Raw genomic sequence first — 15,835 nt, forward strand, 5'->3', positions numbered from 1 at the left:
GGTAGGGGCGGCGGGGGCGAAACATCCGACCCGCACCCCAATTCGCGCGCACCCCATTGACGCCCCCACAGCTCGCACATACCTTCGCCCGTCGAAGCGCTTCGACGTCACGCATCGAATCGATTCGACGATCCGCCGCGTGACGTCCCCCCAGCACCATCCGGCTCCGAACTTCCCTGGAGGCACGGGATGTTGACGGCACCAAGGCGTGTGATGGCGATGGCGGTGGCCCTGACCGGGTCGCTGCTCCTGGCCTCCTGCTCGGACTCGGACAGCGGGTCCGCCGAGGACGGCAAGACGCTCAAACTGTGGCACTACGAGGCCCCGAACAGCGCGATGGGGCAGGCCTGGAACGAGGCGATCAAGGAGTTCAAGGCCAAGCACCCGGGCGTGAAGGTGGAGTTCGAGGAGAAGGGCTTCGAACAGATCCAGAAGACCGCCCCGATGGTCCTGAACTCCTCCGACGCGCCCGACGTCATGGAGTACCTCAAGGGCAACGCGAGCGCCGGCCTGCTGTCCAAGCAGGGGCTGCTCACCGAGCTCACCCAAGAGGCCGAGACCCGCGGCTGGGACAAGAAGCTCAGCGCGAGCGTCCGCACCACCAGCGTGTACGACACCAACGGGGTCATGGGCTCCGGCAAGTGGTACGGCGTGCCCAACTACGCCGAGTACACGATGGTGTACTACAACAAGGACCTGTTCAAGAAGTACAAGATCGCCGAGCCGAAGACGTTCGACGAACTGACCGCCGCGATGGACACGTTCGTCCAGCACAAGATCACCCCGCTGGCCAACGCCGGCGCCGAGTACCCGGCCCAGCAGTACCTCTACCAGCTCGCCCTGTCGAAGGCCGACCGCGCCTGGGTCGACTCCTACCAGCTCTACAAGGGCAAGACCGACTTCCACGACACCGCCTGGACCTACGCCGCCGAGACCTTCGCCGACTGGGTGAAGAAGGGCTACCTCGCCAAGACCTCCAGCAGCACCAAGGCCGAGGACGCGGGCGTCTCCTTCATCCGGGGCAAGTCGCCGATCCTCTTCTCCGGCAGCTGGTGGTACGGCCGGTTCGTCGACGAGGTGAAGTTCGACTGGGGCACCTTCCTGTGGCCCGACACGAACCTCAGCCCCGGCTCCGGCGGCAACATCTGGGTCGTCCCCAAGGGCGCCAAGAACAAGAAGCTGGCCTACGACTTCATCGACATCACCATGTCGAAGAAGATCCAGAACCTGCTCGGCAACAAGGGCGGCGTCCCGGTCGCGGCCGACGCGAGCGCCATCACCGAACCCAGGTCGAAAGAGCTCATAGACAACTTCAACACCCTCTCCCAGCGTGACGGCCTGGCCTTCTACCCGGACTGGCCGGTGCCCGGCTACTACGACGTCCTGGTCTCCCAGACCCAGAAGCTGATCACCGGCAGCGAGCAGCCGGACGGCTATCTGGACGCCCTCCAGGAGGCGTACGACAAGGGCGCGCCGAAGACATGACGGTGACCGTCGAACGAGGGGTGACCGGCAAGGAGGCCCAGGCCGGTCCCCCTCGGCGCCGCCCCCGCGACTCCTACGCCCTGTTCCTGCTCCCCGGTGTCCTCGCCTTCCTCGCCGTCATCGTCGTGCCGTTCCTGATGAACACAGGAGTCAGCTTCACCGACTGGCAGGGCGTGGGCTCCCCGAGCTGGACCGGACTCGCCAACTACCGCGAGCTGATGGACGACTCGGAGTTCTGGACGTCCTTCCGGCACAGCATGTTCATGGTGCTCGCCATGGCGGCCGTGCCGACGGCGGTCGGACTGGTCCTGGCCGCCGCCCTGTTCGACTACATCGGCAAGCACTTCGGCTCGAAGGTCGTCGCCGTGCTGCGCGCGTGCTTCTACCTCCCGCAGGTGCTGCCGATCGCCGTCGCGGGCATCGTCTGGAGCTGGATCCTCGCCCCCGACAACGGCTCGCTGAACGCGCTGCTCAAGGCCATCGGCCTCGGGTCCTGGCAGCAGGACTGGCTCGGCGACCCCGACATCGCGCTCTACAGCGTGATGGGCGTGATGGTGTGGGTGCAGATCGGCTTCCCGCTGGTCGTCTTCATGGCCGGGCTCCAGCGCGTCGACCCGCAGTTGCACGAGGCGGCCGAGCTGGACGGGGCCGGCTGGTGGCGCCGGTTCTGGCACGTCACGCTGCCGCAGATCCGCCCGGAGATCTACGTCGTGCTGACCTGGTGCACGGTCGCCGCGCTGAAGGTCTTCGGCGCGGTGTACGTCCTGACCAAGGGCGGACCGGGCGGCGCGACCAACGTCCCCTCCTACTTTTCCTTCACCACGTTCTTCGAGAAGACGCAGGTCGGCTACGGCGCCGCCATCTCCACCGTGCTCACGGTGATCATCCTGGCGCTCTCCCTGATCGGCCTGAAGCTCCAGACCCGCGCGGAGGGGAGAGCATGAGCACCGCGCTACGCCGTTACCCCGTCCTCGTCGCGCTGTGCGTGGCGGCCCTGTTCATGGTCGTGCCGTTCCTGATCGTGGCGGTCAACGCGGTCAAGTCACCCACCGAGTACTCCCAGCACGGACCGCTGAGCCTGCCCGACGGCCTCTACCTGGACGGTCTGAAGGATTTCTGGGAGCGCGTCGACTACAGCCAGAAGCTCGTCAACTCCCTGCTGATCAGCGGCGCGGTGGCCGTCCTCGCGGTGGTCCTGTCCGTCCTGAACGCGTACGCGATCGGCATCGGCCGGGTCAAGGGCCGCACCTGGGTGCTGGCCTTCTTCGTGCTGGCGAACATGCTGCCGCAGGAGGCGCTGGTCTACCCGGTGTACTACCTGAGCAAGGAGGCGGGTCTCTACGACACCCGGCTCAGCGTGATCATCGTGTTCACGGTGATCCAGGCGGCGTTCGGCACGTATCTGCTGTCGTCCGTGCTGGGCCAGTTCCCCCGCGAGATCATCGAGGCCGCGCGGATCGACGGCGCGAACAAGTGGCAGATCCTGTGGCGGATCGTCGTCCCCGTCAGCCGACCCACCCTCGGCGTGCTGCTGGTCTTCTTCTTCATCTGGACCTGGAACGAGTTCCTGCTCCCCCTGGTCATGCTGATCTCCAACGACAACCAGACGGTGTCCGTGGCCCTCGGCGTCCTCCAGGGCCAGCGGCTCATGGACGCCACCATGACCAACGCGGCGGCCCTGCTCGGTGTCCTCCCGGCGATCGTCTTCTTCCTCCTGTTCCAGCGGACCCTCACCCGCGGTATCGCCGTGGGTGCCGTCAAATAAGGACCCCCCACATGAAGTTCACCGACGGTTACTGGCTGCTGCGCGAGGGCGTGACCGCGGCCCACCCGGCCCAGGTCCACGAGGTCAGCGCGTCGGACGGCCGCCTGGACATCCTCGCGCCGACCCAGCCCATCCGCCGCCGCGGCGACCTGTTGAAGGGACCGGTCGTGACGATCAGCGCCCACGCCCCACTCCCGGACGTCATCGGCGTCACCTTCACCCACTTCGAGGGCGAGCAGCCGCAGGGCCCCCGGTTCGAGGTGCGCACGGAGAACGTCACCGCGCACACCGAGGACGACGAGACGCACGCCACCCTCACCTCCGGCGCCCTGTCGGTCCGGGTGGCCCGCACGGACACCTGGCAGGTCGACTTCCTCGCGGACGGCCGGCTGCTGACCGGCAGCGGCCCCAAGGGCATGGGCATCATGCGGGACGCGACAGGCGCCCACTACCTGCGCGAGCAGCTGGGACTCGGGGTGGGCACCTCGGTGTACGGCCTCGGCGAACGCTTCGGGCCGCTGGTCAAGAACGGCCAGGTCGTTGACGTCTGGAACGCCGACGGCGGCACGGCCACCGAACAGGCCTACAAGAACGTCCCGTTCTACCTCACGGACGCGGGCTACGGCGTCTTCGTCGACCATCCCGGCAAGGTCTCCTTCGAGGTCGGCTCGGAAGCCGTCTCGCGGGTCCAGTTCAGCGCCGAGACGCAGGAGTTGACGTACTACGTCATCTACGGGCCCACCCCCAAGGAGATCATCCGCAAGTACACGGCCCTCACCGGCCGCCCGGCCCTGCCGCCCGCCTGGTCCTTCGGCCTGTGGCTGTCGACGTCCTTCACGACGTCGTACGACGAGAAGACCGTGACGTCCTTCATCGACGGCATGCGGGAGCGCGAACTGCCGCTGTCGGTCTTCCACTTCGACTGCTTCTGGATGCGCGAGTTCAACTGGTGCGACTTCCAGTGGGACCCGCGGGTCTTCCCCGACCCGGAGGGCATGCTCGCGCGGCTGCACGAGCGGGGTCTGCGGGTGTCGGTCTGGATCAACCCCTACATCGCCCAGCGCTCGCCCCTGTTCGCGGAGGGCAAGGCGCTCGGTCACCTCCTCAGGCGTCCGGACGGCAGCGTCTGGCAGTGGGACCTGTGGCAGCCCGGGATGGCCCTGGTCGACTTCACCAGCCCGGCCGCCCGCGACTGGTACGCGGCCAAGCTGGAGGCGCTCCTCGCGCAGGGCGTGGACTGCTTCAAGACCGACTTCGGCGAACGGGTGCCGCTGGACGTGGAGTGGTCCGACGGCTCCGACCCCGAGCGGATGCACAACTACTACACCTACCTCTACAACCGGACCGTCTTCGACGTGCTGCGCAAGCACCGCGGCGAGGAGGAGGCGGTGGTCTTCGCCCGCTCGGCGACCGCCGGCAGCCAGCAGTTCCCGGTGCACTGGGGCGGCGACTGCGAGGCGACCTACGAGTCGATGGCGGAGTCCCTGCGCGGAGGGCTCTCCCTCGGCCTGTCCGGCTTCGGGTTCTGGAGCCACGACATCGGCGGCTTCGAGGGCACGCCGACACCGGCGCTGTTCAAGCGCTGGCTGGCCTTCGGACTCCTCTCCTCCCACAGCCGCCTGCACGGCAGCTCCTCCTACCGCGTCCCGTGGCACTTCGACGAGGAGTCCGTCGACGTGCTGCGGCACTTCACCCGGCTCAAGCTCCAGCTGATGCCGTACCTGTACGAGGCCGCCCGCACCGCCCACGCCGAGGGCACGCCGGTCATGCGGGCCATGGTCCTGGAGTTCCCGGACGACCCCGGGTGCGCGCACCTGGAGCGGCAGTACATGCTCGGCCCGGATCTGCTGGTGGCGCCGGTCTTCAGCGACGAGGGGGACGTCTCGTACTACGTGCCCGAGGGCACCTGGACCCACTTCGTGACCGGTGAGACGGTCACCGGGCCGCGCTGGGTGCGGGAGCGGCACGACTTCCTCGGGGTGCCGCTGCTGGTGCGGCCCGGCGCGGTGATCCCGGTGGGCGCGGTGGCCGACCGGCCCGACTACGACCACGCCGACGGAGTGACCCTGCGGGCGTACGGCCTTCCGCGGGGCGCGCACGTGAGCGTCCGGGTCGGGGACGCGGCCTTCACCGTCGTACGCGAAGGGGACACGCTGCGGGCCTCGTGCGCCGACCCCCGCGTCCCGTGGGCGCTGGCGGCCGGGGAGCGGGTCGTGCGGGCGCCGGCCGGGACCGGGTTCCTCACGGTGGAGCTGGGCTGATGGTGAAGATCACGGACGTGGCCCGGCACGCGGGTGTCTCGCCGAGCACCGTCTCCTACGCGCTCAGCGGCAAGCGGCCGATCTCCGAGGAGACCCGCCGGCGCGTGGAGGCGTCCATCCGGGAGCTGGGCTACCGGCCGCACGCGGGCGCCCGGGCGCTGGCCAGCAGCCGGTCGAACGTGCTGGCGCTGGTGGTGCCCTTACGGACCGGCATGCATGTGCCGGTGGTGATGCAGTTCGCGGTCTCGGTGGTGACGACGGCCCGGCGCCACGACCATGACGTGCTGCTGCTGACGCAGGAGGAGGGCGAGGACGGGCTGCGGCGGGTCGCGGACACCGCGCTGGTGGACGCGATGATCGTCATGGACGTCCAACTCGACGACCCGCGGCTGCCGTTGCTGCGGTCCCTGGACCGGCCCTCGGTACTGATCGGCTTTCCCGCCGAGGCGGACGGGCTGACCTGTGTCGACCTGGACTTCAAGGCGGCCGGCGAGGCGTGCGTGGAGCATCTGGCGCGGCTCGGGCACCGGGTGGTGGCGCTGGTCGGCTCACCGCCGGAGGTGTACGTACGGCAGACCGCGTTCGCGCAGCGCGTGGTGCAGGGGTTCACCGCCGCCGCGGACCGGGGCCGGCTCGCCTCCTCGGTGCACCCGTGCGAGGCCACGCCCGCCGCCGCCCGCCAGGTCGCCGAGCGACTGCTGCGCGAGCAGCCCGCGTTGACCGGGGTGGTCGTGCACAACGAGGCGATCCTGGAGCCGCTCGTCGACGCCTTCGAGCAGCTGGGTCTGCGGGTGCCCGCCGACCTCTCGGTCACCGCGATCTGCCCCGACGAACTCGCCGGGAACCTGCGCGTGCCGGTCACCTCCATCGCCCTGCCCTCCGCCGAGGTCGGCGCCCTGGCGGTGGAGTTGCTGGTGCGCAAGCTCGACGGCAAGACGGTGCCCGAGGCCACGCTGCTGCCGCCCCGGATGACGGAACGCGCGAGCACGGCACCGCGGAACACGCCCTGACCCACCCAGTGCAAGGCCCTACTCGAAGGAGCCGTGGCATGAGAGGCAGCAAGAGACGCAGATCCGCCCTGGTGGTGGCGCTGGCCCTGATCGCGGGGCTCGGCGCCACCGTCCCCTCCCACGCGGAGGAGACGTACCCCTTCCGCGACCCTTCCCTGTCCGTGGACCGGCGGGTCGAGGACCTCCTGGACCGCCTCACCCTCGACGAGAAGATCGGCCTGCTCCACCAGTACCAGGCCGCGGTCCCCCGTCTCGGCATCCAGTCCTTCCGCACCGGCACCGAGGCCCTGCACGGCGTGGCCTGGCTCGGCGAGGCCACCGTCTTCCCGCAGGCCATCGGGCTCGCCTCGACCTGGGACCCGGCGCTGATGGAGCGGGTCGGCTCGGCGGTCGGCGACGAGGCCCGCGGCTTCCAGCAGGAACGTCCGCCCGGCTGGGGCCTCAACCTCTGGGCCCCGGTGGTCAACCTGCTCCGCGACCCGCGCTGGGGCCGCAACGAGGAGGGCTACAGCGAGGACCCCGAGCTGACCGGCGCGCTGTCGACGGCGTACGGCGAGGGCCTGACCGGCGGCGACCCGGACCACCTCAAGACGGCTCCGACGCTGAAGCACTACCTCGCCAACAACAACGAGTGGCACCGCACCACCACCTCCTCCGACCTGCGCCCCCGGGTCGCGAAGGAGTACGAGGAGGCGGCGTTCAGACCGGCGATCGAGGCGGACGCGGCGACCGGCGTGATGTCCTCCTACAACCTGGTCAACGGCCGCCCCGCGACGGTGAACCCGGACCTGGACGACGTCGTGCGGAAGTGGACCTCCTACGACCTGCTCAACGTCACCGACGCCTTCGCCCCCGGCAACCTCCCCGGCGACCAGAAGTACTACCCGAGCGTCATGGAGGGCGACGCGGCCGCCCTGAAGGCCGGCATCGACAGCTTCACGGACAACGACACGAACTCGGCCGTCACCACCGGCGCGGTCAAGTCGGCTGTGGAGCAGGGCCTTTTGGAGGAGTCGGACGTCGACGAGGCGGCCGGTCACATCCTGTCCGTCCGGGTCCGGCTCGGTGAGTTCGACCCCGGCGGCGGAAAGTACGGCGCGATCGACAGGTCGGTCATCAACAGCCCGGCCCACCGGAAGCTGGCGCGGGAGGCGGCGACCGAGGGGGCGGTGCTGCTGAAGAACCAGGCGGGCACGCTGCCGTTGCCAAAGTCCGCGAAGGACGTCGCCGTGGTCGGCCCGCTCGCCGACACCCTCTACACCGACTGGTACTCGGGCACCCTCCCCTACGCGGTCACCCCCGCCGAGGGCATCGCGGCCAAACTCGGCACCGACGTCACGAGCAGCGAGGGCGTCGACCGGATCACGCTGCGGAACGCGGCGACCGGCACGTACGTCACGGCCGGCACGGACGCCGACGGCGAGCCGCTGAAGGAGAGCGCGGCCTCGGACGCGAGCGCCCGGTTCGACGTCGCCGACTGGGGCGACGGTGTGGTCACCCTGCGCTCGGCCGCCAACGGCAAGTACGTCGGATACAACTGGTCCTCGTTCGTCAACGACCAGGCGCAGCCCGGGGGTTGGTTCGCCCAGCAGCAGTTCCGGCTGGAGGAGCAGGCCGACGGCACCCACCTGCTGCGCTACGCGGGCTACGAGACCGAGGAACCCTGGTGGAGCAACCCCGTCTACCTCGGCCCGACCGGCGCGGACGGCACCCTCGGCCTGGTCGCCAAGGACGCGGCCGCGCACTACACCAAGAACGTCGTCCGCAGCGGCGTCGACGAGGCCGTCGCCGCCGTCAAGGGCAGGGACGCCGCGGTGGTGGTGGTCGGCTCCAACCCCTCGATCAACGGCCGCGAGGCCCACGACCGCACCGACATGAGCCTGGCCCCGGCCCAGGAAGCCCTGGTCAGGGCGGTGCGCCAGGCCAACCCGAAGACGGTCGTGATCGTCGAGAACAGCTACCCGACCACCCTCGGCGCCCTCCAGCGCGAGGTCCCCGCGGTCCTGTGGACGTCCCACGCGGGCCAGGAGACCGGCAACGCGCTCGCGGACCTGCTGTACGGGGACGCCAACCCCTCGGGCCGCCTCACCCAGACCTGGTACCGCGACGAGTCCGACCTCCCGTCGATCCTCGACTACGACATCATCAAGTCCGACCGCACCTACCAGTACTTCAGGGGCAGCCCCCTCTACCCCTTCGGCCACGGCCTGTCCTACACCTCCTTCCGCTACGGCGCCCTCCAGCAGGTGCCCGGTGGCTACGAGGTGCAGGTCACCAACACCGGCGCCCGCGCGGGTGCCGAGGTCGTCCAGCTCTACGCCCACCAGCGGGTCTCCCGGGACAAGCAGCCCCTGAAGCAGCTGAAGGCCTTCCAGCGGGTGACGCTGAAGCCCGGCGAGACAAGGACGGTCAAGCTGAGCGTGACGCGCAAGGACCTCGCGCACTGGGACGTCACCCGCTCCAAGTGGGTGGTGGAGAAGGGCACTTACGACGTCATGGTCGGCGCCTCCTCCGCGGACGTCCGCGCCCGCGCCACCTGGCGGGTCTCCGGCGAGACCATCCCGGCCCGCGACCTGTCCCGCACCACCCGCGCCGAGAACTTCGACGACTACGAGGGCACGCGCCTGGTCGACGAGTCGAAGGAACGCGGTACGGCGGTGGGCGTGGCGGCCGACCGGGCGTGGCTGAAGTTCGGCGACGCCCGGCTCGGGGCGGGCCCGGGGAGGTTCACCGCCCGCGTGGCCGGCGCGTCCGGCACGGTCGAGGTCCGGCTGGGCTCCCCGACCGGCACCCTCGCCGGTACGGCGTCCTTCGGCGGCACCTCGTCGCCGTACGTCTACGAGACGGTGACCGCGGACCTCTCGCGCGCCGCGAAGGGCCGTACCGACGTCTACCTGGTGCTCAGGGGCAAGGGCCTGCGGCTGGCGACGTTCACCCTGCGCTGAGACCGCGGGACGCGGGCCCGCCGCCTCGGCGGAGGGCCCGCACCGCGCGCTCCCGGCCCCGGGGACCGGCCGCTCAGCCGTTCAGCCCCCAGGCCGTGCCCATCCGGTACGCGGCGCACAGGTCGACGTCGAGGAGGTACGCCCCTGCCGTCCCGCACTGCTCGGCCCCGCTGCCCGGGTCCACGGGCTGCCCGTGGCCCATGCCGGTGAGGCTGTAGGTCTCCACGACGGGGTGGCCGGCGCCGTCCCGGTAGGTCCGGTGCGGGTACCCGGCGACGGTGTCGGAGACGTCGGCCGTCTGGTCGCCGCCGTGCACGTCGGTCCACTGTTCGACCAGGTCGCTCATGTTGACGGGCTTCACGGTGTAGTCGGCCGTGCCCTGGAACGCGACCAGCGTCGGCCAGGGCCCGGCGTACCCGGGGCGCGCGGCCCGCACCCGGTCGCCCCACTGGTCCGGCGTCTGCGTGGCCCCGACGTACATGCACACGTACGGCGACCCGGCGGCCTGGGCGCATCCGTACGGCAGCCCGGCGACGACGCCGCCCGCGGCGAACTTCTCCGGGTAGGCGGCCATCATCACGGCGGTGAACCCGCCCCCGGCGGACAGCCCGGTGACGTACACCGGCCCGCCGGAGACGTCACCGACCTGGCGTTCCATCATCTGCGCGACGGACGCGGCCTCGCCCTGGCCGCGCCCGGTGTCCCCGGCGGCGAACCAGTTGAAGCAGAGCGAGGCGTTGTTGGCCGGCTGCTGCTGCGGCAGCACCACGGAGAAGCCCCACCGGTCGGCGAGCCGGGTCCACCCGCTGCCGGTGCCGTATCCGGCGGCGTTCTGGGTGCACCCGTGCAGGGCGACGACGACCGGCCGCCCGGCGGGCAGCCCGTCGGGGACGTACCGGAACATCCGCAGCGCGCCCGGGTTGCTGCCGAACCCGGTGACCTCCTGGAGAGAGGCGGCGGACGCGGGCGCCGGGGTGAGGAGGACGGCGAGGAGGGCCGTCAGGACGGTGATCAGGGTCGCGGCTCTGGTCTGTGTCATGGGGAGGGACCGTAGAAGCGTGAACGACCCGTCGATATGGGCCCGCACCCCACAACGGGCCTGCCCGCCATGGTGGTTCACCGCAGTGCGGCGCGGTCCCTGCCGAACTGCCGCACGAGGGTCCCGGGGTGCCGGACGGCCTGCCACAGACCGGCCGCGAGCAGCAGCACGCTGACGGCGAAGCAGACCCAGAACACGAACTGGGCGCCGGGCGCGAGGTCGTGGGTGCTGCCGTCCTCGTAACGGCAGTACGCCTGCGGGGGAAAGGCCCGGGAGACGCCGTCGCCCCCGTAGCGCTGGGTGCACGGGTCCTCGCCGGGGTCCTTGAGCGAGTCGTCGGCCGTGACGGTCAGCAGCCAGGCGAGGGCCGCCACCGGGATCGTGACGAAGACGGTGACCTTCGCCGCGGCCGGCAGCCGGGGGTGGCCGAGGACCCCGTTCAGCGCGATCTGCACCACGCCGAACGCCACGGCGACGACGAACGCGGCGGTCGGCCGCCCGAAGACCTCCTCCAGCAGCCAGACCACCGCGACCACCGGGGGCGCGGTGAGCACGAAGACCTTGACGCCGGGTACGACCGCCGGATGGCCGAGCAGGAGCAGGGCGACGGCACAGCCGAGGACGGCGAGGAATCCGGTCACGGGGCCGCCGGCGCGGTACCCGTCCCGGTCCCCCGGTAGGCCTCGTCCTTCTCCCAGGGTCCGACGCCGAGCAGCCCCGTCGTCCCGAGGTCCAGTTCGGGGACCACCGTGACCGGGTCGGCGCCGGGCTTCGGGCGCACCTGGAGGTACGGCACGTTCACCGGGCCGTCGAGACCGGCCTCGGTGGTGTTGCGCCAGGCGAGGGTGGTCCGTGCGGCCTCGCCCGGTCGCAGCGTCACGGGGCGCGGGGCGCCGCCGCCGCCCACGGCGGTGCTGATCCGCTCGGTCCCGTCGAGGACCCGCACCCCCTCGATCGGGGTGTGGTCCGCGCCGAGGAGCCGCAGCTCCGGGTAGCCGTCGAGCGCGTAGGGCCGGGTACCGCAGTTGACGAGGTGGAGGCCGACGACACGCAGGCCCATGGCGGCGTCCCCCTGGTCCAGGTAGAGGTGGGTCCCGGACGCGGGGCACGGTCCGGACGCGGTCGCCGCCTCGCCGGCGGGCACGCTGCGCACCTTCACCACCCGCACCCCCGACACCTCGGGCGCGTGACCGGCCGTCCGCGCCAGGGCGACGGTGCCCTGGGCGGTCCGCCCCGGCCCCACCGACGCGACGGTCCCCTCGACGTTCTCGACCGCGCTCCCGGACGCCGTGACGAAGCCGAGGGTCACCGTGTAGGCGGCCGCCGCCGGTCCCGGGTTGGTCACCTCGAACTCGGCCGTGAGATCGGCCTCGCAGCCGCTGTCGGCGGCCCACGCGTACAGGCCGGTGACCTGCACACCGTCCTCGTCGGGGCCGCCGGTGGACGGCAGGGGCAGCGGTGTCGGGGTGCCGGAGGGAGTGAAGGAGGGCGGGGCGGAGGCGGGCGGGGCGCCGTACCGCGCGTACTCCGACGGGCACGACGGGGTGGTGCCGGGCGGACCGCCGGCGGTGTCCCCCTCCCGCGGGGCACGCTCGGAACCGCACCCGGCGAGCAGCAGAACACCGGCGAGTACTGCGGGCACGGCCCGCGAGGCGCTGGACATCCGCCCACCTCACCAGGGGCGGGGCACCGCGGCAGTGGCGGAAGCCACACCTCCGGTCACAGCGGTGTCACAGGTCACTGTCGACGAGGCCCTCGATGTCGCTCACATGGAACTCCCCGTAGCCGAAGCGGTCCCCGAGCGCCTGGTAGCGGGCGTGACGCCGCGGGTCGAGCGGCACCCAGAGCACGATCAGGACCCGCAGGAGCAGCCGGAAGCCCAGGTCGGGATCCACCTCGGCGACGACCCGCTCCAGTGCCCCGAGCGCGTCGGCACCGGACAGGGCGCGGCCGTGGGGCTGCACGGTCCTGCAGGCGAACTCCGGTGCCAGGTCCCGCAGTTCGCTCAGCACCGCGTCCGTCAGGTCAGAGCGCGCCGGCGCCGCCCCGGGGCGGTGACCGGGCGCGGTGACCCGCAGCCGGTCCCGGCAGATCCCGGCGACCTCCTCCAGCCAGGGCCGTACGCCCGCGCCGTCGGGTCCGACACCGAGGCCGCCGTCGGCGGCGGCCAGCCACACCCTGCCGAGGGTCTCGTCGGGCAGCGGCGAGTCCAGCAGCCGCACCACGTCCTCCAGCAGTTCGGCGGCAGCGCTGCCCGGCGCCTGGAGGGCACCGTCCCCCGCGGCCACCGCACGGACGACCTCCTCGGCCGTGGCCTCGTACCATTCGCCGGCGAACCGTGCCGTGAGCGCGGAGAGGCCGAAGTCCCAGGCGGAGTCGCGCCGGTCGGCGTCGAGCGGCGGCCAGTCGACGGCCAGGCCGTCACGGACGACCGCGAAGGGGTACCCGAAAGGGTCGCTGAGCCGGATGAACCGGTCGTAGCGCGCCTTGTCGACGCGCACGGACCAGGTCTTCAGGACGCGCAGCAGCAGTCGGAAGCCGAGATCGGGTCCGGCCTCGGCGACGGCCCTCCGCAGGGCCGGGACGGTGTCCGTCGGCGCCGCCCGCGCCAGGTCGGGCGCGAGCGCCTCGATCTCGGCGAGCACGTCGTCCTTCAGCCCCGCCGGGAACGGGGGGCGTCCCGGGGTCTGCGGCGGCCAGGCGTCGGAGCAGGCCCGCAGCCAGGACCGTACGGTCGTGCCGGACCGGGCCGGGTCGGAGCGCTCTTGGTCGGCGGCCCGCCACAGGGTGCGGAGCACGTGCTCGGGCAGGCCGGACTCCAGCAGGCTCCGGGCATCCGCGCCGAGTTGCTCGTCCTTCTCGAACCCCGGCGCCCGCCCGGCGAGACCGCTGAGCCCGAAATCCGTGTCGTACAGCACGTAGTACGGCTCGTGCTCGTCCTGCCGTGTCATCGTCCCCCCGCTCGCCCCCGCTCGGCTTCCGGCATTCCGGCATGACGAAGGCCCCGCCGCCCGTAGGCCGCGGGGCCTTCGCCCACATGGGAAATGGTGGAGATGGCGGGAATCGAACCCGCGTCCAACGGTGCAGAACCAGGGCTTCTCCGTGTGCAGTTCGCTGTGATTTTCTCGGCCCCGGCGATCACGCGAACAAGTCGCCGACGGGCCCAGTCACTGTTTGGTTTCCCATCGAACCCCGTGACCGGGCTCGATGGTTTAGTTCCCTAGATTATGCCAGGGTCCGGGTCGGGAACACTCCCGGGCTGACACCCGTTAGGGCCTTCTCTCACTGCTTATTAGGCAGCGAGGGCGAAGGCGCGGGAATCGCTCTTGTTAGTGGCGATTATTTTTTGCGACATATGGTTTACGAGATCATTGCCGCTTCCTCGACACGCTTCCCCTGCCTCGACATCCGCTGTCGAAACCGATCATCCCCATGTTGTTTTTTCAAAGTCCCTCGTGAGAGGGGGCCGCACCCGCTGTGGGGTGCAGTGCCATCGTACGTGACCAACGCGGGCCGATGCCACCGTATTCCGGCGGCCCCGCCCTACTGGCCGCGCTGCTTGCGCTTAACCGCCGCGATCGCCCGGTCCGACTCGCGCCGGTCCTGCTTCTCACGCAGGGTCTGCCGCTTGTCGTACTCCTTCTTTCCGCGCGCGAGCGCGATCTCGGCCTTGGCCCGGCCGTCCTTGAAGTACAGGGCGAGGGGCACGATCGTGTGCCCGGTCTCCTGGGCCTTCGACTCCAGCTTGTCGATCTCCTCGCGGTGCAGCAGCAGCTTGCGCTTGCGGCGCGCGGAGTGGTTGGTCCAGCTGCCCTGGTGATACTCGGGGATGTGGGCGTTGTGCAGCCACGCCTCGCCCCGGTCGATCTGGACGAAGCCGTCGGTCAGCGAGGTCCGTCCCTCGCGCAGCGACTTGACCTCGGTGCCCATGAGGACGAGGCCCGCCTCGTAGGTGTCGACGATCGCGTAGTCGTGCCGGGCCTTCTTGTTCTGGGCGACGATCTTCTTCTTGCCGCCCTTCTCGCCGTCCCTGGCCTTGGCGGCCGCCCCGCCCGGCTTGGGCTGGGACTCCTTCGGTACGTACATTCCCTTGCTCATAGTGTCGCCCATTTTCGCACTACGGAGGGGGTGTACGGGAAGTCGTTTACGACTGGGGGCTCAAACCGCTCAGGACCGTCTCCGCGCGCTCGATCATCCGCTGGTCCGCGTCGAGGTCGGGGGTGATGCCCTTGCCGTCGACGCCGCGCCCGGACGGTGTCCGGTAGTGCCCCACCGTCAGCTCGGCGACCGACCCGTCCGGCAGCCGGCTGGGCATCTGCACCGAGCCCTTGCCGAAGGTCCGGGAGCCCACCACCACCGCGCGCCCCCGGTCCTGCAACGCGCCCGTGAGCAGCTCGGCCGCGCTCATCGTGCCGCCGTCGACGAGCGCGACCAGGGGTCTGGTGGTGTCGCCGCCGGGATCGGCGTGCAGGGCCCGCTGGGCGCCGTCGACGTCGTAGGTGGCGACGAGGCCGCCGTCGAGGAAGGCGGAGGCGGCGGTGACGGCCTCGGTGACCAGGCCGCCGGAGTTGCCGCGCAGGTCCAGGATGACGCCGGAGGCGGCGGGGGCGCGGGTCACGGCGGTGCGGACGGCGGCGCCGGAGCCCTTGGTGAACGAGTCGATCTTGATGACGGTGGTGCCGTCGGGGAGCCGGCGGACGGTGACCGAGTCCGTGGACAGCCGGGCCCGCCGCAGCGTCTCGCGCCACGCGTGCGTGCCGCGCTCCAGCCCGAGGGTGACCGCCGTGCCGGCGGTGGCGTCCTCGGCCTCACCGCGCAGTAAGGAGACCACCTCGGTCACGGGCCGCCCGTCGACGGCACGTCCGTCGACACTGCGCAGCCGGTCCCCGGCCCGGATCCCGGCGGTGGCCGCGGGCGACCCGGCCCGCACCTTGGTCACCTCGATCCGCCCGTCCCGCTCCCGCCGCGCCCACAGCCCGACGCCGGTGTAGCGCCCGTCGAGGGCGTCCTCGAACTCCTCGTACTCCCCCGGCGAGTAGACGGCCCCCCACCGGTCGCCGCTGCGGCTGACGGCCCGCTCGGCCGCCTCCACGGGGGACTTCCCGGCGGCCATGGCACGGGCGGCGGCCTCCGCCACGTTCTCGTGGTGCCCGGCCGGCGCGGCCGAACCGGCCGTGTCCCGGGTGTCTTTCCGGTCGCCCTCGGGCAGCGACCCGGTGGCGGCCCCCGCGACCAGCACGCTGGCGAACACCAACGTCAGAGCCGCCCCGCGGCCGATACGGCGGGGCTGACAGAACAGGTCACGGCCTGACATGCGGGTGAGTCTAGGA

At 71.3% G+C, this 15,835-nt stretch carries 12 protein-coding genes and 1 other RNA gene; 6 read left to right on the forward strand and 7 right to left on the reverse strand.

Annotation, left to right across the window (positions count from 1 at the left end; translation table 11 throughout):
* The first annotated feature begins 189 nt into the window (after positions 1-189).
* Genes ACH41F_RS23745 through ACH41F_RS23770 form a run of 6 tightly spaced genes read left to right on the forward strand, consistent with a single transcriptional unit; the run spans position 190 to position 9,466 of the window.
* The gene (locus tag ACH41F_RS23745; RefSeq protein WP_398837401.1) at positions 190-1,485 is read left to right on the forward strand and encodes an ABC transporter substrate-binding protein; all 1,296 of its coding nucleotides are present in this window, start codon (positions 190-192) and stop codon (positions 1,483-1,485) included.
* Entirely contained in the window at positions 1,482-2,429 is a 948-nt protein-coding gene (locus ACH41F_RS23750) for an ABC transporter permease subunit (protein WP_391236272.1), read from the forward strand. Before ACH41F_RS23745 ends, ACH41F_RS23750 begins: the two co-directional genes overlap by 4 nt.
* Complete coding sequence (locus tag ACH41F_RS23755) at positions 2,426-3,250, forward strand: ABC transporter permease subunit (RefSeq protein ID WP_391236274.1); 825 nt, start codon at positions 2,426-2,428, stop codon at positions 3,248-3,250. The genes ACH41F_RS23750 and ACH41F_RS23755 overlap by 4 nt, the downstream gene beginning before the upstream one ends.
* A gap of 11 nt (positions 3,251-3,261) precedes the next feature.
* Complete coding sequence (gene yicI / locus ACH41F_RS23760; RefSeq protein WP_391236277.1) at positions 3,262-5,511, forward strand: alpha-xylosidase; 2,250 nt, start codon at positions 3,262-3,264, stop codon at positions 5,509-5,511.
* Positions 5,511-6,521, forward strand: coding sequence for a substrate-binding domain-containing protein (locus ACH41F_RS23765; protein ID WP_391236280.1), 1,011 nt, complete (start codon positions 5,511-5,513; stop codon positions 6,519-6,521). The genes yicI and ACH41F_RS23765 overlap by 1 nt, the downstream gene beginning before the upstream one ends.
* A 38-nt stretch (positions 6,522-6,559) precedes the next feature.
* Complete coding sequence (locus ACH41F_RS23770; protein WP_398837405.1) at positions 6,560-9,466, forward strand: glycoside hydrolase family 3 C-terminal domain-containing protein; 2,907 nt, start codon at positions 6,560-6,562, stop codon at positions 9,464-9,466.
* A gap of 73 nt (positions 9,467-9,539) precedes the next feature.
* Here the strand turns inward: ACH41F_RS23770 and ACH41F_RS23775 are convergent, their stop codons facing one another.
* The 7 genes from ACH41F_RS23775 to ACH41F_RS23805 form a co-directional block, all read right to left on the reverse strand.
* Positions 9,540-10,505 carry an alpha/beta hydrolase family esterase gene (locus ACH41F_RS23775; RefSeq protein WP_398837407.1) on the reverse strand — a complete coding sequence of 322 codons (966 nt, stop codon included), beginning with the start codon at positions 10,503-10,505 and terminating at the stop codon, positions 9,540-9,542.
* Between the two features lie 77 nt (positions 10,506-10,582).
* Entirely contained in the window at positions 10,583-11,146 is a 564-nt protein-coding gene (locus tag ACH41F_RS23780) for a hypothetical protein (protein ID WP_398837409.1), read from the reverse strand.
* A complete protein-coding gene (locus tag ACH41F_RS23785) occupies positions 11,143-12,168 on the reverse strand; it encodes a DUF4232 domain-containing protein (protein ID WP_398837410.1) in 1,026 nt (341 codons plus the stop codon). The genes ACH41F_RS23780 and ACH41F_RS23785 overlap by 4 nt, the downstream gene beginning before the upstream one ends.
* Positions 12,169-12,235: 67 nt before the next feature.
* On the reverse strand, positions 12,236-13,456 hold the full coding sequence (locus tag ACH41F_RS23790; RefSeq protein WP_398837412.1) for a hypothetical protein: 1,221 nt from the start codon (positions 13,454-13,456) through the stop codon (positions 12,236-12,238).
* A gap of 94 nt (positions 13,457-13,550) precedes the next feature.
* Positions 13,551-13,937, reverse strand: a transfer-messenger RNA (tmRNA) gene (ssrA, locus tag ACH41F_RS23795).
* A 111-nt stretch (positions 13,938-14,048) separates the two neighbouring features.
* A complete protein-coding gene (smpB, locus tag ACH41F_RS23800; RefSeq protein ID WP_398837448.1) occupies positions 14,049-14,591 on the reverse strand; it encodes an SsrA-binding protein SmpB in 543 nt (180 codons plus the stop codon).
* Positions 14,592-14,649: 58 nt separating this feature from the next.
* Positions 14,650-15,819: a S41 family peptidase gene (locus ACH41F_RS23805; RefSeq protein ID WP_398837414.1), complete on the reverse strand. Its 1,170-nt coding sequence runs from the start codon at positions 15,817-15,819 to the stop codon at positions 14,650-14,652.
* Between the last annotated feature and the right edge of the window lie 16 nt (positions 15,820-15,835).

The organism is Streptomyces sp. NPDC020489 (assembly GCF_044386545.1).
GTDB lineage: Bacteria > Actinomycetota > Actinomycetes > Streptomycetales > Streptomycetaceae > Streptomyces.